This window comes from Dellaglioa sp. CoH-55-MRSF-6, assembly GCF_056782215.1.
In genome coordinates, this window is record NZ_JBXAYJ010000004.1 from 94235 (window position 1) to 116904 (window position 22670).

Sequence of the window (22670 nt, forward strand, 5' to 3'; positions counted from 1 at the left end):
CGCTTGAGGAAATTTAATGAAAAAATGGATCATTGGAATTTGTTTAATGCTGATAATAATTGGCTTTGTTATTTTTGGCATTAGTTATTATTTATTTGAATATGCGGAGACACCAACCAATAAGGAATTTATTAATTCAGAACCTAAAAGTGCTGAGTTAAAGAAAGAATACACTTGGTTAAAACAAGTTAAAAAATTAAATTGGCAGATCAAATCTGAAGATAATTTAAAGCTTAAAGCAATTTATGTTCCTGCAGAAAGTAAAACTAATAAAACAATATTTGTTGCTCATGGATTTATGGGAAAGAAAGAAGAAATGGTCCGCTTTATTCATTTTTATCATGACAAAGGCTATAATGTTCTTGCACCAGATGCAAGAGCACATGGCCAAAGTCAAGGTGATTATATTGGTTATGGTTGGTTAGAGAGAAAAGATAATTTACAGTGGCTTGATAAAGTAATTAAATATAAAGGTACAGATTCAAAAATTACTCTATTCGGTGTTAGTATGGGTGGCGCAACGGTTATGATGTTGAGTGGAGAGAAAAAATTGCCTTCACAAGTTAAGGCAATTATTGAAGACTGTGGCTATACAAGTGTGGCTGATGAGTTAACTTATCAGTTGAAACAGATGTATAAGTTACCTAAAATCCCTATTATCCCTATTGCTAGTCTGATATCAAAAGTTAAAGCAGGTTACTCATTTTATGAAGCAAGTTCAATTAAGCAATTAAATCATAATAAGTTACCTGTGTTATTTATTCATGGTAGTGACGATAAATTTGTTCCGACTGAGATGATTTATCAAAATTATGCTGCGACAAGAGGACCTAAAGAAATTTTCATTGCACATGGTGCTAAACATGCTACGTCATTTACAAAAGATAAAGTTGAGTATGAAAAGAAAGTAACTCATTTTTTAAAACAATATTTTAACTAGGAAAAGTAAAATAACGAGGTTAATTAAATGAATTTAGAAGAAAAAGTTTTATCAGAAGAATTAATATTCAAAGGACATGTTATAGAAGTTGTTAATGAGACGGTTAAACTACCAAATGGTGAACAATCAAATAGAGAAATCGTACATCATCATGGTGCTGTAGGTATATTAGCAATAACGGATGAAGAAAAAATTGTTCTAGTTAACCAGTGGAGAGCACCTATTAGGAAGACATCATTAGAAATTCCGGCCGGTAAAATTGATGGCGATGATCATAATTTAATCGAGACTGCAACACGTGAACTGAATGAAGAAACACGCTATGAAGCTAAACATTTAGCTGAAATATATGGGTTTCATTCAGCATTAGGATTTGCGGACGAATATTTAACGCTATTCTATGCGACTGGATTAGAAAATGTAGATAACGAGTTACCTCAGGATATTGATGAATTTTTAAATGTAGTCGAATTGACGTTTAATGAGGTTCAAGCTAAAATTAAATCTGGTGAAATAACTGATGTTAAAACTATTTTAGCGGTTAATCATTGGGAAATTGAACGATTAAAAGGTGAATTACATGGATGATGAAAAAAAGTTATCGAGAAGTGAATATCAGAGATTACAAGAATTAAAGAATGATCCTGAATTTCGACAAAAAGAACGTCAACGAGTTGAAAAGGAATACCAAGATGAACATCCAACAAGAAGCTCATCTTCAGAACAACCAGAAAAAACAAATAAAAAAAGTAAATTAAACCAATTTTTGAATTGGACAATTGTATTTTTAGTTATTGCAATTGTAATTGTATTTTTAGCTTTATTCTTATTACCTTAGATATTAATAAAAAATGGAGGGTAACAACATGATTTACGGTATTTTATGTGCAATGGAGGAAGAAATTCTTTCGCTTAGAAGTCATCTAGAGAATAGAAAAGACAAAGAAATTGGCGGGATTTCATTTTATACAGGCCAAATTAATGGAAAAGAAGTTGTTTTGGTTAGATCTGGTATTGGTAAGGTACAAGCAGGGATGACAACAGCCCTTTTAATTGCAGAATTTGGAGTAACAGCCGTTATTAATTCTGGTTCAGCTGGTGGTATTGGTAATGGACTTAAAATTGGAGATGTGGTCTTAGCCACAGAAGTTGCCTATCATGATGTTGATGCAACAGCTTTTGGATATGAAATTGGTCAATTACCCCAACAACCAACTAAATACTTGGCAGATACAAATTTAAACGATGCAATTAAAAAAGCGGCTCAAGAAAATGATTTAAGTATAAAACCAGGACTAATTGTATCTGGTGATCAATTTATAGCAAGTCAAGCTCAGACAGATGTCATACTTAATCATTTTCCTGATGCTCTTTGTAGTGAAATGGAAAGTGCCGCAGTTGGTCAGGCAGCACACCAATTTGGTATTCCATTCACTATTGTTAGAGCGATGTCAGATGTTGGCGATGAAGAAGCTGGACAAACATTTGATGATTTTATTATTGAAGCTGGTCAAAAATCAGCACGAATGATTCTATCATTATTAAGCTAAATTAAAAGGAGATAAACTAAATTAATGTCAGGAATATACTTAGATAACGCAGCAACCACACCAATGGCAAATGAAGTCGTTGAAGTGATGACAGATATGATGAAGAGCACCTTCGGGAATGCCTCAAGTACACATCAATTTGGACGTTCAGCACGAATGGTGCTTGATGATAGTCGACAAATTATTGCAAATAGTATTCATGCAAAAGAATCAGAAATCATCTTTACAAGTGGTGGTACTGAGAGTGATAATATGGCTATTATGCAAACAGCTATTCAGAGAAAAACATTAGGTAAGCATTTAATCACAACAGCAGTAGAGCACCAGGCTATTTTAAAAACAATGAAATATTTAGAATCAATTGGATTTGAAGTTACTTATTTACCAGTTAATGAAGATGGTGTTATCAATATAGTCGATTTTAAAGAGGCTTTAAGAGATGATACAATTCTTGTTTCAATCATGATGGGTAACAATGAGACGGGAAGTCATATGCCAATTCATGAAGTTGGTGAGATTTTAAAGGATCATCAAGCTTGGTTCCATACGGATGCTGTTCAAGCTTATGGACTACTGGATATAGATGTTAATGAGGATCATATAGATATGTTATCAACATCAGCCCATAAATTGAATGGGCCTAAATTTTTAGGCTTTCTCTATAGAAGAGAATCTATATTTTTCCCTCCCTTTATTAAAGGTGGGGAGCAAGAAGACAAGAGACGAGCAGGGACAGAAAACATACCAGCAATTGCAGGTTTTGCTAAAGCTGTTTCTTTAATCTCAGATGATGAAAAACAAGTACGACAATTAAAGTATCAAGGCTTCAAAAAGCAAATTATAGCGGGATTAGATGATAACCATATTGATTTTGAAATTAATGGGACACTCTCAGATGATAACTTACAACATGTCTTTAATATTTGGATAAAAGGTATTCAAACTGAAGTATTACAGACCCGGTTAGATTTGGCAGGTATTGCTGTTTCTGGTGGCTCTGCATGTACTGCTGGTAATCTCGAACCTTCACATGTATTAATGGCTATGTACGGTGAAAAGAGTCCGAGAGTCACAGAATCTATTCGATTGAGTTTTGGAAAAGATAATACAGCTGAAGAGATAGATACTTTTATAGTACAATTAGTTAGAATAGTTGGTAGATTGAAAAAATAGGGGGAATTTAATAATGGCATTTGAAAAAAGTATTCAACTTTTAGGAGATACAGTAACTTATGAATTGAGTTCTGATGTAAAAAAATATACGTTAAGAGATTTAGGATTTGCAGAAACTAAAGCAGGTAATTTTCAATTGGAGAGATCTTTAGATCCTAATTCACCTTTCAATAAGGGCATTAAAGTTAAAGTTATCGTTGATAAGTCATTAACTGGATTTAAAATGTCAACGACGACTGCTAATGGACTTAAAGCAGTTAATATATTTCATGGTGAAGATAAAAAAGCTGAAACTGAACAATTTGATTATGTGATTGGTCAATTAATTGATAGGGATGTTTTGAAAAAGGTATTGTCAAAATGACAATACCTTTTTTATTATTATTAATAGTATTTTATAAGGGTATATTAACTATGAAGTATTATAAGGATGTTTTTGTATGTACGTTTTTAGATTGAAAAGGTATAATAAAGCGTATTCACTATATTCAATAGGAGATGAAATAATGGATTTATATTTGATGAAAGCAGAATCATTATATAAAATATTGATTAAAAAATTTGAAGTATCTTTTGAAGGGTCTAAGGTAGAATTCTCGTTAGATGATTTGTATAGTTTGGGATTGAAATTAAGAAGTAAGAAGTTAATTTCAGATATTGATTTTGAAAAACTTAGAATAGTTGCAATTACTCATGACATAAATAAGTTAGAAGAAATACACCAATATTTTGATGTATTTAAGAAAGATAAAAATATAACAGAATCTGCTCTGGCACAGATGTTAAAAAAATTATCATTTGAAGCAAAAGATTCTGTAATTGATGCAAGTGATTTTAGTGCTTTTAATGAATATATGCACGTAGAACGAGAAATACAACATAGGTTAGAGAAGATAATTCTTAATAAAATACAGAGAGAAAAAAGTTCTTTAACTTTTATTGTAGGAAATGTAGGAGATGGAAAATCGCATCTATTATCTTACATGAATAATCAATATTTTGATATTTTTAAAAAAAATAAAGTATATATACATAATGATGCAACGGAAAGCATTAATCCTAATTTATCATCTATTGATTCGTTAATGGATATTCTCACAAAGAATAAGAATGAAATTGAAGGTTATAAACATGTTATTATTGCTATTAATTTAGGGGTAGTTAAGAGATTACTTCATAAAATAAAGTCAGATTCGACATTAAGTGAAATTACAATTGCATTGAGTAATATAGAAAAAAATAATCAGGAAAATATAGAAGATAAAAAAGTATCAGTGATTTCATTTTTTAATAATGCAAACTTTGAAATTGATGAGACGGGTGTGAACAGCTTATATTATGATCAAATTTTTAAAAAAATATGTTTAAAAGAAGAAAATAATCCATTTTATAATGCTTACAGAAATGATTTAGAAAATGGCTATGATAAAGTTGAACATATTAATTATGAGCTGTTCTTAAATAAGAAAGTCCAAGAAGCAATTAAATATTTATTGATAAGAATTCAAGTTTCTAATGGTATAATCATCTCCACTCGAGATGTATTGAACTTTATTCACGATATTATTATACCAGCAAAGGAAATTAAAAGTAATTACACATCATATTTACCTTATTTATTATTTGAAAGCCAAAATAAGTCTGAGATATTAAAAGCTATTTATTTTCTTGATCCATCACGAAATTCAAATAAAAAAATTGATGAATTTAATGTTGAGGTATACAACTATGATGATGAGTATGTTGATAAAATTGAAGATAAAATTGAAGATAATGAAAGAGCAATTCAAAAAGTTATAGAATCTGTTGGTAAATTAGATACGGATAGACATAAAATTCGAGTTAACACATTTCTTAGAGTTCAATTTTTATTAGATTATCAAAATGAGTTATTTGATAATGAAAATTATTTTTCTTTTCTAAGTATTCTTTCAAAAAATGTAAGACAAATTAAAGAGTTGGCAAAATTGATACAAAGCAATGTATTACGGTGGAACGGTCAAACTGTAAAAGGATTCGCGTTTATAAATAATTTGAGTTTAAAAACTAGAGTTGCAGTGCCATTAAGATTAAACTATGTAGATTTTGAAATTAACAAGTTTGAAATTAATATGTGTTTTAAAGATACAAGTAATGAAGCTGAATATTTTGTTAAAATAGATTTTGAAGATTATGTGCTATTGACAAAAATTCATAATGGATATGTTATTTCTAATATTGAACGGTCAGAGGCAATGAATTTTAACAATTTTGTATTTAACATATTACTGAATACTAATAACAATGAAACTGTTATTGTTGGTAATATAAATGATGGATATCTATATAAAATAGAGAATAATGGGATTGATTATGAAGTATCAGAGGTGAAAATATAATGTCTATTGAATTAGAAAATTTAAAAAAACATTTGGAAATGGATAAAGGAAAGATAAAAAATAATCATCATAAATCAGGACAATTATTACCGTTTATGACCCGTGAGCCAGAGAGAGCAAAATTTGAAAATGGATTTGCACCAATTATAGGTAATTTAGCAAGGATTAGCATTAACAAAGGTGAGATATCAAAGGATACTAAATCCTTTGATAAGGATATAAGTGATGATTTTGATTTATCTAAAATAGGTAATAAAGATAAATTTTTAAAATTATTTTCTAATTCGGCACTTGATGAAATTTATATTCCCAAGTTGCTGGCGTATAAAAAGTCGAACGAAAAAAAAAGTTCAAGTGGAGAATTAAAGATTGCAGCATTTTTAAATTATACACTTGAGCTAGAGAAAAATAATATGTGGATTGAATTTATAAATAAAAAAGATGAGCACAATCTTTATGAAAAAATTATTATAGAAAATTTACATGAACTAACTAATAATAATATAAAAAAAGAAAAATTTGTTTCAATTGGTGACCAAAGTATATTCTTAGATTATTTTAATCATGATTTGAACAATTTTATGAAAAATACAACATTTTTTATGAAAAATATTGATACATTTTTTAGCTACTATTATTTTTTCATAATTAGTCAAATAATAATGAATATTGGAACCTTCGATGAGTTTAATAAAAAAAATATTTTTTTTGCACTTGATACGGAAAAAATATCAGGTTCAAGACCAACAAATGATAGAGGTTATGCTCAAGTTAAAGAAAACGCAACTGATTTGTTAGTTAACGTTGATTTATTAGATTATTTAAATTTATTAGTTCCTAGTGAAAAATTTTATAGTTTATTTCAGTTAACAGATATAAATTTTGAATATTCAATAGAACTTAGAAATAATTTAAGTGAATTTTTAAATGAGTTTTTGGAGGATGATATAAGCATGTCATCTGAAAATAATATAAAGGATAATATAAAACTTTTAAAATTAAAATTAACAAAAAATTTATCCGACGAAACTAAATCTAGATTTTCTAAATCTTTTGAAGCAATAGCAGTAAAATATTTTGTAAAAAGACGTGGTAGACTTGGAAATGTTTTAAACATGACTGATGATACTGTATTGGTGATTACAGCGGGTATAGTTGGTTCAGAAAAAATGCTTGTTAAAGATGTTATTACCGAAATGAGTAATAGAGGAATTTCATTAGATAATATTTCTAAAAGAAAATTAGTAGAAACATATGAAAAAATGAATATTCTTGAAAAATTAAGCGATAGCGGGGATGCACAATATGTCAAACCAATATTATAAATTTTTAATCGAACGGTTATTTAAATGGTTTAAAACCCAAAATATTAGTGCTGGTAGCAGGTATTATTTGAATTTAGATCAAAATAATGAAGTTGTTAGATTCTATAATGCATTTGAAATGAATGATATTATTTCTACTGAAGATTTTGTAATTGATCAAAAGGACGTGCAGTTCCATGGTAAAGTGGTAAATATAAATGGTGTTAACATATTATTTGTTGCAGCAACAGATAAAATGAACTCAGATTTTTTAGTAACACTTAGAAATAGGGTTAGTTTACAATCTGACATATGGAGAAATACGGCACTTTTTATCGTGTGTACTGAAATTCTTGACAGTATATCGGGTGGAGCCATGAATGTTAGTCACGGAAATGGGCCTTTTTCTGTTGATAAAATTAAACACGATTTAAAAAGTGAAATAGAAAAGTCCGGGTTATCGGACGCTAACCAAGTAGTATTAGAAGAGTTTAAAAAGAATATAATTTTGGAAGATTCAATGAACTTAACATTATTAGATTTTGCCAGTATTTTTTCAATTTTAGAAAAATCAGAGATTACTCCGGATGACTATAAAAATATGGGTTATTTTTATGATACACAAATACAAACGTATGATGCTGATAATATTAAAAAAAGATTAAGAGAAAATAAGCAAGATTTTCAAAAGATTGGTGGTTGGCAAGAATATAATACTGTTGAAGATAAAATAGTTAACTACACGCAAGCAGATTTAGAATCAATGAGTATGTTGAAAGAAAAGGATATTTGGATGGATGTCGATTTTTCAAAAATAAAAAGAGGAAAAGAAAAATTAAAAGAATTAAGAAAAGATACAATTATTTATCAATCAGATAAAATAAATAAAGTTAATCCTGATTTAATTATATATGACCGAAGTAGAGAAAATGGTGAAAATAAAAATTCTGTTAAGTACAAAAACAGATTTATTTTAATATTTAAAAATAATATTAATCATGAAAATAATCAATTGATAATAAAACTTCCTTTTGATGATTCTGTGAAGGCATCAAGAATTAATAAAAGTAAGAGCCATATAATTGATGGGAAATCTGCTGAATTTACTGCAGATGGTAATAATTTAAAAATTATTGTAAACGACTTCAATGTGATGGATATATATGGAATTAAGACCTCATATGAACATTCAAAGGCACAGAAATATACATTTCAAATAATTTATTTACCATTTTCTCAAGACATATTTAATAATATATTATCGAGTTATCGTGTAAAAATAACTAAATCTAAGATGGAGATTCAGTTAGAATACGAAAAAAATTATATAATTGGTGGTACAGATTTTATTGATGAGGTTGATTATGATCAGATTAAATATAATGTAATTCCTATTTCAGATGAAGTGGGTGTAAATATTAATTTTGAAAATATTGATTCAGATGAAAGTGAGAATGAATTTAAGCTAGTTAATGAAGGCATTGAAATACCATTTTCAATTTTAGATAATAGTCAGAAGCCGGTTCCCAGAAGTGGTTTGTTTATAGAAAAAAATAGGCGTAAGGCTAATGAAAGTTTAATTTTTGATGGGGCTAAAATAATTAATGGTACAGAAAAATATTATGTCTTTAGTGAAAATAAGAAGTTGTTGAATTATGAAGTAGATATTATTAAACAACAAATATTGTATGCAAAAATAGATGATTCAATTGTCACTAGTATTGAAGTTCAGATACCTGAACAAATAAGAATAGACTATATTCTTATTTGTAAGCTATTAAAAGAAAGAAATACTATTTTAAGTTTAAGTTATTTTGATCAAGAATTATTGAAAGCTCTTAATAAATATTGTGATGATTTTGATGAAGTAATTAATCAAATCTCCGAAGAAAGACTTACATTGGAATTAAAAGATTTATATAAAATGGGTACAGTAGAAATCGATGGGGAAATAGCTTATACACCTTTACATCCAGTATTGATTAAATATCAACTAGAGTTATTAAAAAGGACAGAATTTCAATCTATACCTGAAAATTTTATTCGAACGTTAAATCCAAGTGGATTAGTTCCATATATATCAAAAAATGGGGGACTATTAAAATCAAATTTTGATGATAGTTCGCCTAGATGGTTATTCTTTAATGAATTTAAAAAATCAAAAATATCAGCGATTTCTAGAAATATTATTACTTCTAGAATGTTAGATTTTTATAAGCATTTTCATTATCTTTTTGAAGTAAGTTCTGATTATGCATTAAATGCTTCAATGCATAATATTAACGATGATAAAACAATATTAAAGAGTACGATTGATTTTATGTTAAAACAGCTTCAAAATACTAAACAAGGGTTTAAATTAGAAAATATGCATCCTGTTAATTTATATATAAATAACGATAAAAAAATTCTTAATCCAATATATGACCAATTTAATCAAATTATAACGGCAGCTGATTTTGAAAATTTATTTTCTGAAAAATTTATGGGAGATAAAATTAATGATTATGCTAATGAAGACGTAATTAAAGTATTAAAATCGCGGATTAATATTTATCATAATTTTGTTAGACAACCATATAGTCATGTTTCATTTTATAAGATGGATGTCGAGAGTAATGCCAATAGTTTTAAATCAGATAAGCTGGAAATGAATTATACTTTAGGCGGTCTAATAAGTGGTAAAAAATATAGTCTTGATAAAAAAATGTTTATACAAGGATTCGGTGTAAATATGGATTCAAAATATTTACATCGGCCATTGATCAAATTTATGTATGATTGGAATGCATTTAGTGTAGCCAACAATGCGGAAACAAATGTTTATCAAGCAGGAATTACGAATGTAAATAACATTCCAAGTTTTGAAAGTGAAGATGGTCATTTTGATGATATATTAACGAATATTATGGAAAATAGTAATTGGGTAACGTTATTGGATCCAGATATCAGTTTGGATTATTTTTCGGAACGTAATGATTTATATATTATTCATTATACAGATCAAAGTAACACTTCAAATTATGAGTCAATAACTTTTACAAACCAAATTGAACAATATAGTTTAATTATCAATGATAAGATAGAAAGATATGACAAAACTATAATTAAAAATAAAGAAACAAGTTTAAATATTATTAAATCATTTAACATTATTAATGGAGAATGGCTTCTAAAAATTATCGGAGATAAAACGAATCACAATATAGTGAGGGAAAAGTTAAGTATTATTTCGGCGTATAAAGAATTAATGGGTATTTTAGAAACTGAGAATATTATTTGGGTGCCCATATCGCTAGAAGAGATATTAAGAGTTTCTGGAATGGTTGGCATGAGCCAAAAAGAAGGATTATTTACAGCAAAAAATCTAGGAATGACAGGAGCTACAAGTGATGATCTGTTATTCATGGGTGTTGAAGTAGGAGAAAATTTAAAAATTCATTTGTTTCCTGTCGAAGTTAAAGTTGGACAGAACCATTCGGATGTTATATCTAAGGCAACGTTGCAGGCGGTTAATACGGCAGAAACAATAAATGAGGCGCTGAGGGATGAAAATAAATTTAAATCCGAATATTACCGTAATTTTTTTATGACAATATATTTAGCTAATCTAAAAAAAATGTTTAATAACAAGTTAATAAATGCAGAACTATATAAAAAAATTCAAGATAATGATGATAAGTTATTGAATAATGATTTTATAATTTCAAATGAATTAAACGAATATTATGGCAAGGCTTTCATTGTTTCATTTGGTGATAGAAATGATAGTCGGAGAATTCTTAGAAAGGAATTAGGCGGTAAGAATATAACTGAAATTAAACTTCCTGAGGGTGACGCATACATTTATGCAAGTAAGGGATTAAATGAAATCATCTCAGAAATTAAAAGTGGAAAATTGGGATTTCCGGAAGAAAGCCTTTTAAAAAATATTTTGCATGATGATAGTTATCAAGAAACTATCGATACTGATAAAGGAAAAAATATTATTATAAACAAAGAATTAGATACAGAGTCAGCTTATGAATATTGTGAAAATAAGGATAAAAAAAATTTTGAAGATAACAACGAAATTAAATCTATAAATAGTATAAATGAAAGTCAAAGTCAATATTCGAATATAAATGAACTTTCTGATTTTGAAATAGAATATCCTGAAAATACATTTTCTGAAAAAACTAGAATTAAATTAGGCGTTAAAAAAGGTAGTGTTGATGAAGCTTATTGGGAGTATGGAAATCCAGGGCTTTCAAATAGGCACATGATTATTACGGGTAAGTCTGGGCAGGGGAAGACTTACTTTGTTCAAACATTACTGTATGAGTTGGCTAATAAAAATATTAATAGTTTGGTAGTTGATTATACTGATGGATTTTTGGAAAATCAATTGGATAAAAATTTTGTTAGCAAAATGAGACATGATAATAAAATTCAATTTCACTTAGTTAAAGCGGGGGATAAATTACCTATAAATCCATTTAATCTTCAAGAAATAGATTATGGTGGTGGAACCTTTATTACTGAAGATGTAAATGATATGGCAGACCGAGTATCTCAAATGTTAGATAACGTTTTTGAGTTAGGCACTCAGCAAAGGTATTCATTGAAAACTGCAATAAGTGATGGTTATGCAAGAAACGGTAAATCATTTACCTTTTTACATTTAAAAAATATATTAAGTGACGAAGATGAATTCAAGGATGGGTTAAAAATAGTAGGTAGACTAGATATGTTATTGAGTTCAAATCCTTTCACTTATACTAAAGATTCCAAAAACTGGGAGTCATATTTAAATAAAGATGGAACTATTCATATTTTTCAATTAAAAGGATTTCAACATGATATACAAAAAGTTATTACTGAATTTGTACTTTGGGATTTGTTTAATTATCTTCAAAGTATTGGAAATACAGAAGAAAATCCAATTCCAGTGGTACTTGATGAAATACAAAATTTAAATTTTAAAGATAACTCTCCAACTGTTAAAATTTTAAAAGAAGGAAGAAAATTCGGTTGGTCAGGAATTTTTGCAACTCAATCTATATCAGCTATTAAGGGTGATATCAGTAGTGTCTATAATGCATCTGAGCAAGTTAATTTTTTACCATTGGAAGACCAAGTTAAACTTATTGCGAACACGCTATCTTTAGATAAAGACAGTAATCAACAATATCAATATCTTTTATCTAATTTACAAAAAGGCGAAAGTATTATTAAAGGGCCTATGCTTAATGGTACCAATCAAGTGGTATCACGAATAGAATCTATTAAAATAAGTGGATTTGATGATCGTATAAACTAAGTAAAGTAAATTATGACACACTAGGGTTGTATTAGTATATATTATTGGTATAATAGTACTTACTGAAATAGTGCGACCTTCAAATCGTAGATTTTTTCAGAATCTAATTGAAATGATGGTGATAGTATGCCAGATAATAGTAAAACTCGTGTCGTTGTTGGGATGAGTGGTGGCGTCGATTCATCAGTTGTTGCTTATTTATTAAAGCAACAAGGTTATGATGTAGTTGGTGTCTTCATGAAAAACTGGGACGATACGGACGAAATGGGTGTTTGTACTGCAACAGAAGATTACAAAGATGTTGCTAAAGTAGCAAACAAAATTGGAATTCCTTATTATTCCGTTAATTTTGAAAAAGAATATTGGGATCGCGTATTCACATATTTCTTGGATGAATATAAAAAGGGTCGGACACCAAATCCAGATGTGATGTGTAATAAAGAAATTAAGTTTAAAGCATTTTTCGATTATGCTATGGAACTTGATGCTGATTACATCGCAATGGGACATTATGCACAAGTTGAGCAAGATGCTGACGGTATTATGCATATGTTACGTGGGGATGATAGTAACAAAGATCAGACTTATTTCTTGAGTCAATTATCACAAAAACAAATTCAAAAAGTTATGTTCCCAATTGGAAACATTGAAAAACCAGAAGTTAGAAGAATTGCTGAAGAAGCTGGACTTTCAACTGCTAAGAAAAAAGATTCAACAGGTATTTGTTTTATCGGCGAAAGAAACTTTACAAAGTTCCTTGGTGAATATTTACCAGCACAAACGGGTAATATGATGACTGTTGACGGTGTAAAAATGGGCGAGCATTATGGTCTTATGAATTATACAATTGGTCAACGTAAAGGTCTTGGTATTGGTGGTACGGGTGAAGGTAACGATCCTTGGTTCGTTGTAGGTAAAGATTTAGCAACAAATACATTGATTGTTGGACAAGGTTACCATAATGATTTACTTTATGCCGATTATCTTGAAGCATCAGAGTTAAGTTTTATGGCACCAATCGATCGCTTTGGCAATGATTTCCATATCACTGCTAAGTTTAGATACCGTCAAACTGATGTTGGTGTGACGGTTCATTTAAATGATGACCGTACAGAAGCTACAGTTGAATTTGATGCACCAGTACGTGCTATTACACCTGGACAGGCTGTTGTCTTTTACGATGGCGCAGAATGCTTAGGTAGTGGTATCATTGACGCTGCATTTAAAAAGTCAACTGAGGGATCAAAACAATTACAATATGTTTAAATTGAATTTATAATAGTTAAGGCACAAACAAATATTTTGTTTGTGCCTTTTTATATTTGTGGCATAATATAATAGAGATGAAAAAACGAAGGGGTCTTATTGACTGATGACTAATATATATTTTATTCGACATGGCAAAACAGAATGGAATCTTGAGGGACGATACCAAGGTGCGAATGGAGATTCACCCTTACTTGAACAAAGTTACATAGAAATACAACAATTAATCAAAGCACTTAAATCAATAAAATTTGATGCTATTTATTCAAGTCCTATTAAGCGTGCAAAGGACACAGCAAATTTAATTAATACAGGCCTAAACCAAAATTTGGATGTTATTTTGAATGATAACTTAGAAGAATTTCATTTAGGGAAAATGGAAGGCATGAAGTTTACAGATGTGGCTGTTCAGTATCCTGAGGAACTCGATGCCTTCCGTAATCATCCCGATAAATATGATCCTAAAAATATTAATGGCGAAACATTTCAAGCTTTATTAAAGCGGATGGTTCCAACAATTAAAAAAATTGTTGACCAAAATAAAATAGATGCAAATATTATCATTGTTAGTCATGGTGCGGCGCTTGGTGCCTTGATTCACGATTTATTAGGAGTACCGCTGAAAGACTTCCGTAAACAAGGTGGCTTATCGAATACTAGTACGACTATTTTGGAAACACAAAATGGAACCGAATTTAAATTAGTTAAATGGAATGATACTAGTTATTTGGATAGAATACGCGATGAAAGTGATGTCGTTTAAGGAGTAATAATGGGTAAGAGAGAAGAAAAAGAAGCAGAATCAAAACATATTATTCATCAATTAGTTGAAAAGGTTGAAAAAGAACCTAATAATCAAACGGCTTATTATGAATTAGGTAGTTATTTAACAAAAGTAAAAGACTACCCTCAGGCGGAAGAACTGTATAAAAAAGCTATTGGATATTTTGATGAGAAAAATGAACAAGTTGATTTATTACAATATGGTCTTGGTAACGTGTTTTACGAGGCAGAACTGTATTCTGAAGCAATTCAATCATTTCAAAAAGTAACTAATCAAAAGTTGAAAGAAACAGCTTTTTTAATGTTAGCACAATCATATATGGCTCAAGAGCTGTATCAACAAGCATTAGTATTTGCGATTACGGCTCAAGAAATAAATCCTAAAAATATGGACGCCAACGAATTAATTGGCGATATTTTCTTAGCATTGGGTCAGTTTGAAAATGCTGGTAAATATTATGACTTAGTTCTTAAAATAGATGAAAATAATGCAAAGGCTAATTTTCAACGAGGCTTAGCTAATATGGTTTTAGGAATTGAATTCAATACTTATTTTGATCGTTCAAAAATAGCCAATCAGGCCTATTTTGAGGCACAAAAACAAAGATTAAGTGAAATAGAATCGTTTATAAAATTACGTGATAAATAAAGAGGATGTGAAATAATGGTTGTTCAGAAACTAAATTTATTTAATGATGATCCTCAAAGTGATGAAACACAAGCTTACTTGGTTGGTAAGGTTGCAACCATATTTTTTCAAAGCCAAGATAGTTTTTATAAAGTGATTCTAATTCACAGTATTGAAAGTAATTTGGAATGGCCTGAAGATGAGGTTGTTGTTACTGGTAATTTTGCTGACATTAAAGAGGAATCTACGTACCGCTTCTATGGTCAACAAGTTGAGCATCCCAAATATGGGAAACAATTTCAAACGAGTAATTATCAAAATGAAACACCTACTTCAAAAATGGGGCTTATTACCTATCTATCTGGCTCAGAATTTAAAGGGATTGGGAAAAAGACTGCGGAATCAATTGTTGAAAAGTTAGGAACGAAAACAATTGATAAAATATTAGCAGATGATACTGTACTTGATTCATTAGAATTATCAAACAAGCAGAAAACAACAATATTAGAGACTGTTCGAGTAAATAATGGGATGGAACAAATTATTATTGGATTAAATGGTTTTGGATTTGGTAGTCAATTAGCCGCAACTATTTATCAAACTTATAAAGAAAAAACCCTTGAAATTATTCAAGAAAATCCATATCAACTAGTAAATGATATTGAAAATATTGGCTTTAAAAAGGCAGATCAAATTGCTGGAGAATTAGGATTTGCAGCTGATTCTTCAGGTCGAATACAAGCAGGTATTTTGCAAAGTATCAATGATTTATGTCAACAAGATGGCGATACCTATGCGACTGCAGAGCCGTTGTTGGAAGCATCTTTACGATTATTAGAGAGTAGTCGAAGAGTCAGAATAAACCCTGAGGCAATCTCAAAAGAACTCATTAATTTAGCTAAATCAGGACTCGTTGTCGGTGATGAACAGCGTATTTATTTAAAAAATCTGTATCATGCAGAATACCAAATTGCTGAACATTTAAAAAGATTACTTTCATCGGGGCAAGAAAAAGGTAAGTTAGCAGAAAAAGATATTGATAAAGCAATTCGTAAGATTGAAAAAAAACTTGATATGAATTATGGTGAGTCACAGATTAATGCCATTAGGGCGGCTATGAATTCACAGATATTTTTATTAACAGGTGGCCCAGGAACGGGTAAAACAACCGTTATTAATGGTATCGTGGAGTTATTTGCGGAATTAAATGACTTTTCGCTCGATCTTAGTAGTTATGGAGAAGGACAAACATTTCCTATTCTTTTAGCTGCACCTACTGGGCGAGCAGCAAAAAGAATGACTGAAACGACTGGATTACCTGCCAGTACAATCCATAGACTCTTAGGACTAACTGGAAGAGAATCGAATAATGATGTTGAAACGAAAGATTTAGAAGGTGGCTTATTAATTATCGATGAAATGTCGATGGTTGATACGTATTTATTGAATACATTAATGAATGCAATACCTACAGATATGAAAGTCATTTTTGTAGGTGATAAAGATCAATTGCCTTCTGTTGGTCCTGGGCAAACATTTTATGATTTATTGAAAAGTGACTATCTTGAGCGAAAAGAATTAACGGATATCTATCGTCAAGGTGATGGGTCATCAATAATTTCACTCGCACATTCAATAAAAAAAGGTGAATTACCTGCTGATTTTACACAGAATCAAAAGGATCGTTCATTTTTCGCGAGTCGTGAATTTCAAGTTGAATCAATTATTAAACAGGTTGTTGAACGAGCTAAGAATAAAGGGTTCACTTCAAGTGATATTCAAGTTCTGGCACCAATGTATCGAGGTGCGGCGGGAATTAATCGTTTAAATGAAATGTTACAAAATATTATGAATCCACTTGAAAATAGTAGACAAAAAGAAGTACTTTTTAGAGATCAAAAATTTAGAATTGGTGACAAGGTGTTACATCTTGTTAATAGTCCTGAAAATAATGTTTTTAATGGAGATATAGGTAAGATTGTAGGAATTACATTGGCCAAAGATAGCGAAGATAAGGTAGACGAACTAGTTATTGCTTTTGATCAAACAGAAGTGACTTACAGGCGAAATGAATGGCAAAAAATAACTTTGGCATATTGCACATCTATTCATAAGTCTCAAGGTAGTGAGTTTAAAATGGTTATTTTGCCAATGGTTTCGCAGTATAAGCGAATGCTTAAACGTAATTTACTGTATACCGCAATTACCCGTGCTAGCCAGTTATTGATTTTGCTTGGCGAAGAAAAATCATTTGAAGAATGTGTTGAGAATGAATCAGCCAATAGAAAAACAACGTTATTATTACGAATTGAACAGATTTTTGATGGTGATATTAAAAAAGTTGATGATTCGATTAAAGAGAGCCAACTAGCTAAAAAATCTATTAAAATAGCTCCGCCTGTTCCAACTTTAATTGAAAAATTTATTTTAACTAACGACAATATTATGGATGGTTCAATTGATCCAATGATTGGAATGGAGAATAGCCGACCATAGAAAAAGCCTATATATCTCAATTAAATGAGATATATAGGCTTTTTAGTTAATCCAAAATGGGTATGATAAGACGCTATACTCAATTTCAAAGAAACGGGTTCCTAGGTCTTCACCATCCATTTGACCGTACTCTAAAGAGTCAACGGAAAGTTTAATTTTATCTGATGTAAAATGGTGAACACCTTTTTGGTTAATATGTTTACCAGATTTCAGTAAAATGGCTAGATAGATTAATTTTAGTGCACTAGGTTTTTCAATGATAATTAAGTCTAAATTATTTTTTGTCGGATCTGCCATTGGTAAAATTGGAACACCGCCACCAAAGTAGGGATGATTTGATGTTGTTACAAGAAAGGCATTTTGATAAAATTCTTGATGGCCATTCACCCGGACAGTTATGGGAAATGCAGCTTGTCTTGATAAAGTTCCTAATAGGGCGCTTAAGTAAGTAAGCGATCCTAGATGAAGTTTATTCAATAGTTTCTTTGAACTTGATTGATTTGCGATACTTACTATTTGCGCATCGAAACCTACGCCAACATTATTTATAAAGTATTTTTTTTCATGCCGTGATAATTCGTGCATGACACCTAAGTTTAATAGTTTAGGTGAAGTTGTGTTTAATACTTGTTCAAGAGCTACAAGTGGAGATTTGGGGATACCGACACCTCGAGCAAAATCATTTCCTGATCCTGCAGGAATATAGGCAATTGGGATATCAAATGTGTTCGCATTTTTAACACCATTGATACATTCATTTAAAGTACCGTCGCCGCCAATAACTAGTATAATTTGATTATTGTCTGTTTCGATGGGGTGATAATGTCTGGCGTAATTTTCCGTTAGAAGGGAAGCATGACCAATATAGTCTGTCAGATGGGCCTTAAAATAGACATTTTGAGAAATTAATTTTTTTTCAATAGATTGCCAAATTTGTTTAGCACGACCACTTCCAGCAGACTCATTAACGATAATGAAATATTGATTCATGAACTTCCCTCCTTAATTAATACTAATAATTATAACTAAAATTTAAAAGGATTTAAAGATAAATTTTGATTATATAAAAATAGCTCAATATTCTAATTAGAATATTGAGCTATTTTTGTTAAACGATAACTAACATTGGTAAAATCATTGGTTTACGTTCAGTTTGTTCATATAAGAATTTTTGTAAGTCATCAACGATTGCATCATTAATCATGGCTTCTGTAATTTTATCATTTTTTAATAAGCGACTCATGACACGGAATAAGCGACGACGACCTTGATTAATTAATTCTCCTGATTCGCGCATATAGACAAATCCACGAGATAATAAATCTGGTCCTGCTTGAATTTCATGTTTTTTCATGTCAATCGTTGCAACGACAACAACAAGGCCTTCTTCAGAAAGGACTTGTCGATCATTTAGGACAGCGCTACCGATATCACCAATTCCTGAACCATCGACATAAATATCATCAGCTTCAAAATGACCAGCAATTCGAGCAGAATCACTAGTTAGAGCTAAGACATCACCATTTTCCATAATAAAGCTATTCTCTCTTGGAACGCCAATTTGTTCAGCTAATCCAGTATGAATTTTAAGCATTCTATATTCACCATGGACAGGGACGAAATACTTAGGTTTCATCAAACTGAGCATTAATTTTTGTTCTTCTTGGCCACCATGACCAGAAGTATGAATATTATTTACTTTACCATGGACAACAGTTGCTCCAGCTTCTGAAAGTTCATTAATAACGTGGTTTACACTGATTGTGTTACCAGGAATTGGAGAACTTGAGAAAACAACAGTATCACCAGGTTGAATAGAAACCTGACGATGAGTCCCATTAGCGATACGGCTAAGAGCTGCCATTGGTTCACCTTGTGATCCCGTACATAAAATTAAAATTTCATTTGCGGGTAATGAATTAATATCACGTGCATCAATTAAGGCATCATCTGGAATATTTAAGTATCCTAATTCACGTCCGTTAACAATTGCTGCCTCCATACTACGTCCAAAGACAGCGATTTTACGGCCTTTGGCAACAGCAGCTTCAGCAGCTTGTTGTACTCGGGAAATATTTGAAGCAAAAGTAGCAAAGATAATGCGGCCTTCACCTTTTTCAAAAATTCGTCGAATTGATTTACCAACGAATCTTTCTGATTTTGTAAAATTAGGAATTTCTGCATTTGTACTATCAGATAGTAGACAAAGTACACCATCAGCACCAAGTTGAGCCATTCTTTGAAGGTTGGGCGGCTGATTAGTAACAGGTGTTAGATCAAATTTGTAGTCCCCAGTGACTACAATGTTACCAGATGGCGTTTTGATTGCGACACCTAAAGTATCAGGAATTGAATGAGTTGTTCTAAAGAACGACACACTCGTTTTTCTGAATTTAAGAACAGTATCTTCTTCAATTTCATGCATTTCTGTTGTGGCAAGTAACCCGTGTTCTTCTAATTTTCCTTTGATTAATGCTGAAGCCAATGGTCCAGCATAAATTGGGACATTAATTTGTTTTAATAAATAGGGAATACCACCAATATGATCTTCATGACCATGGGTGATAACTAATGCTTTAATTTTTTGTTGATTGGCAACTAAGTATTGAAAATCAGGAATAACGTAATCAATTCCTAATAACTCATCTTCCGGAAACTTGATTCCTGCATCGACGACGATAATTTCATCTTGAAACTGGATGCCGTACATATTTTTACCAATTTCACCTAATCCGCCGACTGCAAAAACACCAGTCTCGTTATTTTTAACATTTATCTTTTTCATTCAGAAAACTCCGTCATTTTAAATGTAGGGTTTTCCTTTTCATATGCTAAAGCTTTATCTGATAATGTTTCAATGAATTCAATGTTATGTGTTGTTTGGTGACCAACAATACTTTGAGCTTCAATTTCAGAACTTGCTTCAAGGAAAAGTGATTTTGTTTCTTCTCTTTGTGGATTTCTATCTTGTGTTTCTTGATAATAAACTTTAAAAATCATTTGTAAAACTCCTTTAAATTAAATTGATATCATTTTGGTTAAAATGATTTGAAATGGAAATTAGAAACCGAACTGGGGGTTGTCTGCACAACATATAATTTATATTTTATCATATATTATTATTTAAGTATAGAATAGACCGATTTGAATAGACTTATAAAGGATAAAATTTAACAGACATGTTATAATTATGAAAAGTTATCGTATAAGGAAGAGTGGTGTTTTATAAATGTGGTTGGTAGTTAAAATAGTGACTGTAGTGGTTTTAATGATCATCATAATTTTAAATTATAACCGTCTGAAAAGAAATAGACAGATTACTATTCTTAAAAATAAAAGCAAACTTATTACAGATAATGCGGTTGAATTTGCTTTAAATAGACTACATGGTAATGAATATGGTATTAATTCTGAAATACTAAGGGTTACAGAAATTGTTTCAAAGGTTTGGGGTAAGAGGGTCATGGTATTTGAGTATCAATTTCAGATGAAGTCTCCTTCAGAAGAGAATATCGGGAAAATAAGAAACATTTTTTTCAATTTATTTGAAGAATTTGAAATGATGAACCTGGTTAAAAAAAGTGTCGAAGCAAAATCGGCATTTGAAGTAACAGATCTTTGGTATTTAGACGGTATTTTACATTTAGAGGTAGCACATTTGGTTAATGTTGAGACAATTATGTATACTAAAGATTTAAAAAAGGTATAGTTCAAACAGTATGTTTAAAGTGAAATAAAAAGAGTTTCTTCAATAAATTAATTATTGGAGAAACTCTTTAGTTATTTATTCAAGCATAATAGCATCGTTCGGTATAGCAAATGGTTTGTCAGTATTAATATGATCAAAGAATAATATACCATTTAAATGATCAATTTCATGTTGGACTACAATTGCTTCATAATTTTTCAAGCGGATTTTATGTTGTGTACCTTCGATATCAAAGTAACGAAGTGTAATCCGATCAGCTCTTGGCACATATCCAGGGACATCTCTATCAACTGATAAGCAACCTTCACCTTCTGAAAGTGCAGCAACTTGAACTGACTGACTTAAAATAGTAGGATTAATTAACACTTGTTTAAGTGTGGGCTCTTCACCTTCTGGGCCAGGGATTAAGACAGCAGTCATTCGTTTAGAAATTGCTAATTGCGGAGCTGCTAAGCCAACACCTGCGCGTAGATGATATTTTTCAGCTATTTCTTCATTTTGACTATTCTCTAAAAATTCCATTAAATCATGTGCGAGTTGTTTATCATCATCTGAAAGCGGAAAAGTCATTTCGCTTGAACGATTTCGTAAAATTGGATTACCTTCACGAATGATATTTTTCATTGTTATTTTAATCAAAATAGTACCTCCAAATTAATATTCTACGGTACATTGTAGCATAAAATAATCATATCTGTAGGCCATTTGAAAATTAATAGTTATGTTTCATTTCTTTTAGTTTTTAATGGATTGCTGTAAAATGAAACATAGTAATTACTTTCAAGTATATTGAAAGTATTAGTTGAAAATTAATTCAATAATTAAATAAAGTAAAAATAAAGGGAGTTTAACACACTAAATTATGAATAATAAAATTGATTACCCATTAGAAGCACATTGGACTACTGAAGAAATTATCTCTGTCAGTGAATTCTATAAAGCAATAGAATTAGCAAATTCTACAGGTATTGATCGAGAAGAATTGCTTTATAATTATCGTGAGTTTAAAAAAATTGTTCCTTCCAAAATGGAGGAAAAACAAATAGGCAGATCGTACGAAGATGAATCAGGTTTTAGTATTTATCGTACAATGAAATTTGCAAGAGAGAGTACAAGGGACGTTATTAAAATTAACCAATAG

Annotated in this window: 19 protein-coding genes; 15 read left to right on the top strand and 4 right to left on the bottom strand. The window is 30.4% G+C overall.

The genetic code is table 11. The features are described 5' to 3' along the window. Positions 1–16 precede the first annotated feature (16 nt). The 13 genes from AC1RPK_RS05635 (at position 17) to recD2 (ending at position 17820) form a co-directional block, all read left to right on the top strand. A complete protein-coding gene (locus AC1RPK_RS05635) occupies positions 17–940 on the top strand; it encodes an alpha/beta hydrolase (RefSeq protein WP_481761687.1) in 924 nt (307 codons plus the stop codon). Positions 941–967: 27 nt separating this feature from the next. Beyond that, positions 968–1528, top strand: a complete 561-nt coding sequence (locus tag AC1RPK_RS05640) for an NUDIX domain-containing protein (protein WP_481761688.1) — start codon at positions 968–970, stop codon at positions 1526–1528. Beyond that, positions 1521–1778 carry a DUF1328 domain-containing protein gene (locus tag AC1RPK_RS05645; RefSeq protein WP_481761689.1) on the top strand — a complete coding sequence of 86 codons (258 nt, stop codon included), beginning with the start codon at positions 1521–1523 and terminating at the stop codon, positions 1776–1778. The genes AC1RPK_RS05640 and AC1RPK_RS05645 overlap by 8 nt, the downstream gene beginning before the upstream one ends. A 28-nt stretch (positions 1779–1806) precedes the next feature. Continuing rightward, positions 1807–2490, top strand: coding sequence for a 5'-methylthioadenosine/adenosylhomocysteine nucleosidase (locus AC1RPK_RS05650; RefSeq protein ID WP_481761690.1), 684 nt, complete (start codon positions 1807–1809; stop codon positions 2488–2490). A gap of 24 nt (positions 2491–2514) precedes the next feature. After that, the gene (locus tag AC1RPK_RS05655; protein ID WP_481761691.1) at positions 2515–3663 is read left to right on the top strand and encodes a cysteine desulfurase family protein; all 1149 of its coding nucleotides are present in this window, start codon (positions 2515–2517) and stop codon (positions 3661–3663) included. A 13-nt stretch (positions 3664–3676) separates the two neighbouring features. Then, a complete protein-coding gene (locus AC1RPK_RS05660; protein WP_481761692.1) occupies positions 3677–4027 on the top strand; it encodes a DUF1831 domain-containing protein in 351 nt (116 codons plus the stop codon). Between the two features lie 142 nt (positions 4028–4169). Beyond that, positions 4170–6041: a DNA phosphorothioation-dependent restriction protein DptF gene (gene dptF / locus AC1RPK_RS05665; RefSeq protein WP_481761693.1), complete on the top strand. Its 1872-nt coding sequence runs from the start codon at positions 4170–4172 to the stop codon at positions 6039–6041. Then, positions 6041–7366, top strand: coding sequence for a DNA phosphorothioation-dependent restriction protein DptG (gene dptG, locus AC1RPK_RS05670; RefSeq protein ID WP_481761694.1), 1326 nt, complete (start codon positions 6041–6043; stop codon positions 7364–7366). The genes dptF and dptG overlap by 1 nt, the downstream gene beginning before the upstream one ends. Then, complete coding sequence (locus AC1RPK_RS05675; protein ID WP_481761695.1) at positions 7347–12647, top strand: helicase HerA domain-containing protein; 5301 nt, start codon at positions 7347–7349, stop codon at positions 12645–12647. The genes dptG and AC1RPK_RS05675 overlap by 20 nt, the downstream gene beginning before the upstream one ends. Before the next feature lie 126 nt (positions 12648–12773). Continuing rightward, positions 12774–13913, top strand: coding sequence for a tRNA 2-thiouridine(34) synthase MnmA (mnmA, locus tag AC1RPK_RS05680; protein ID WP_409022386.1), 1140 nt, complete (start codon positions 12774–12776; stop codon positions 13911–13913). 106 nt (positions 13914–14019) lie between these two features. Then, positions 14020–14676 (top strand): histidine phosphatase family protein, encoded by a 657-nt coding sequence (locus tag AC1RPK_RS05685; protein WP_481761696.1) that lies wholly within the window; start codon positions 14020–14022, stop codon positions 14674–14676. 9 nt (positions 14677–14685) lie between these two features. Beyond that, positions 14686–15345, top strand: a complete 660-nt coding sequence (locus tag AC1RPK_RS05690; RefSeq protein WP_481761697.1) for a tetratricopeptide repeat protein — start codon at positions 14686–14688, stop codon at positions 15343–15345. Between the two features lie 15 nt (positions 15346–15360). Next, positions 15361–17820, top strand: a complete 2460-nt coding sequence (gene recD2 / locus AC1RPK_RS05695) for an SF1B family DNA helicase RecD2 (protein ID WP_481761698.1) — start codon at positions 15361–15363, stop codon at positions 17818–17820. Between the two features lie 42 nt (positions 17821–17862). Here recD2 and AC1RPK_RS05700 read toward each other — a convergent pair whose 3' ends face one another. The 3 genes from AC1RPK_RS05700 to AC1RPK_RS05710 form a co-directional block, all read right to left on the bottom strand. After that, positions 17863–18810 (bottom strand): diacylglycerol/lipid kinase family protein, encoded by a 948-nt coding sequence (locus tag AC1RPK_RS05700; RefSeq protein ID WP_481761699.1) that lies wholly within the window; start codon positions 18808–18810, stop codon positions 17863–17865. 118 nt (positions 18811–18928) lie between these two features. After that, positions 18929–20605 carry a ribonuclease J1 gene (rnjA, locus tag AC1RPK_RS05705; protein WP_409022391.1) on the bottom strand — a complete coding sequence of 559 codons (1677 nt, stop codon included), beginning with the start codon at positions 20603–20605 and terminating at the stop codon, positions 18929–18931. Further along, positions 20602–20820, bottom strand: a complete 219-nt coding sequence (locus tag AC1RPK_RS05710) for a DNA-directed RNA polymerase subunit epsilon (RefSeq protein ID WP_409022392.1) — start codon at positions 20818–20820, stop codon at positions 20602–20604. The genes rnjA and AC1RPK_RS05710 overlap by 4 nt, the downstream gene beginning before the upstream one ends. Before the next feature lie 229 nt (positions 20821–21049). Here AC1RPK_RS05710 and AC1RPK_RS05715 point away from each other — a divergent pair, with 229 nt between their 5' ends. Then, positions 21050–21529, top strand: coding sequence for a hypothetical protein (locus tag AC1RPK_RS05715; protein WP_409022393.1), 480 nt, complete (start codon positions 21050–21052; stop codon positions 21527–21529). Positions 21530–21604: 75 nt separating this feature from the next. Here AC1RPK_RS05715 and def read toward each other — a convergent pair whose 3' ends face one another. Next, positions 21605–22153, bottom strand: a complete 549-nt coding sequence (gene def, locus AC1RPK_RS05720) for a peptide deformylase (protein WP_409022787.1) — start codon at positions 22151–22153, stop codon at positions 21605–21607. A gap of 238 nt (positions 22154–22391) precedes the next feature. Here def and AC1RPK_RS05725 point away from each other — a divergent pair, with 238 nt between their 5' ends. Next, a complete protein-coding gene (locus AC1RPK_RS05725; protein ID WP_481761700.1) occupies positions 22392–22670 on the top strand; it encodes a UPF0223 family protein in 279 nt (92 codons plus the stop codon).

What these genes read in the sequence shown, in the direction of transcription:
- AC1RPK_RS05635 (WP_481761687.1), top strand. Translation starts at nt 17, where the DNA reads ATGAAAAAATGGATCATTGGAATTTGTTTAATGCTGATAATAATTGGC.
- AC1RPK_RS05640 (WP_481761688.1), top strand. Translation starts at nt 968, where the DNA reads ATGAATTTAGAAGAAAAAGTTTTATCAGAAGAATTAATATTCAAAGGA.
- AC1RPK_RS05645 (WP_481761689.1), top strand. Translation starts at nt 1,521, where the DNA reads ATGGATGATGAAAAAAAGTTATCGAGAAGTGAATATCAGAGATTACAA.
- AC1RPK_RS05650 (WP_481761690.1), top strand. Translation starts at nt 1,807, where the DNA reads ATGATTTACGGTATTTTATGTGCAATGGAGGAAGAAATTCTTTCGCTT.
- AC1RPK_RS05655 (WP_481761691.1), top strand. Translation starts at nt 2,515, where the DNA reads ATGTCAGGAATATACTTAGATAACGCAGCAACCACACCAATGGCAAAT.
- AC1RPK_RS05660 (WP_481761692.1), top strand. Translation starts at nt 3,677, where the DNA reads ATGGCATTTGAAAAAAGTATTCAACTTTTAGGAGATACAGTAACTTAT.
- dptF (WP_481761693.1), top strand. Translation starts at nt 4,170, where the DNA reads ATGGATTTATATTTGATGAAAGCAGAATCATTATATAAAATATTGATT.
- dptG (WP_481761694.1), top strand. Translation starts at nt 6,041, where the DNA reads ATGTCTATTGAATTAGAAAATTTAAAAAAACATTTGGAAATGGATAAA.
- AC1RPK_RS05675 (WP_481761695.1), top strand. Translation starts at nt 7,347, where the DNA reads ATGTCAAACCAATATTATAAATTTTTAATCGAACGGTTATTTAAATGG.
- mnmA (WP_409022386.1), top strand. Translation starts at nt 12,774, where the DNA reads ATGCCAGATAATAGTAAAACTCGTGTCGTTGTTGGGATGAGTGGTGGC.
- AC1RPK_RS05685 (WP_481761696.1), top strand. Translation starts at nt 14,020, where the DNA reads ATGACTAATATATATTTTATTCGACATGGCAAAACAGAATGGAATCTT.
- AC1RPK_RS05690 (WP_481761697.1), top strand. Translation starts at nt 14,686, where the DNA reads ATGGGTAAGAGAGAAGAAAAAGAAGCAGAATCAAAACATATTATTCAT.
- recD2 (WP_481761698.1), top strand. Translation starts at nt 15,361, where the DNA reads ATGGTTGTTCAGAAACTAAATTTATTTAATGATGATCCTCAAAGTGAT.
- AC1RPK_RS05700 (WP_481761699.1), bottom strand. Translation starts at nt 18,810, where the DNA reads ATGAATCAATATTTCATTATCGTTAATGAGTCTGCTGGAAGTGGTCGT.
- rnjA (WP_409022391.1), bottom strand. Translation starts at nt 20,605, where the DNA reads ATGAAAAAGATAAATGTTAAAAATAACGAGACTGGTGTTTTTGCAGTC.
- AC1RPK_RS05710 (WP_409022392.1), bottom strand. Translation starts at nt 20,820, where the DNA reads ATGATTTTTAAAGTTTATTATCAAGAAACACAAGATAGAAATCCACAA.
- AC1RPK_RS05715 (WP_409022393.1), top strand. Translation starts at nt 21,050, where the DNA reads ATGTGGTTGGTAGTTAAAATAGTGACTGTAGTGGTTTTAATGATCATC.
- def (WP_409022787.1), bottom strand. Translation starts at nt 22,153, where the DNA reads ATGAAAAATATCATTCGTGAAGGTAATCCAATTTTACGAAATCGTTCA.
- AC1RPK_RS05725 (WP_481761700.1), top strand. Translation starts at nt 22,392, where the DNA reads ATGAATAATAAAATTGATTACCCATTAGAAGCACATTGGACTACTGAA.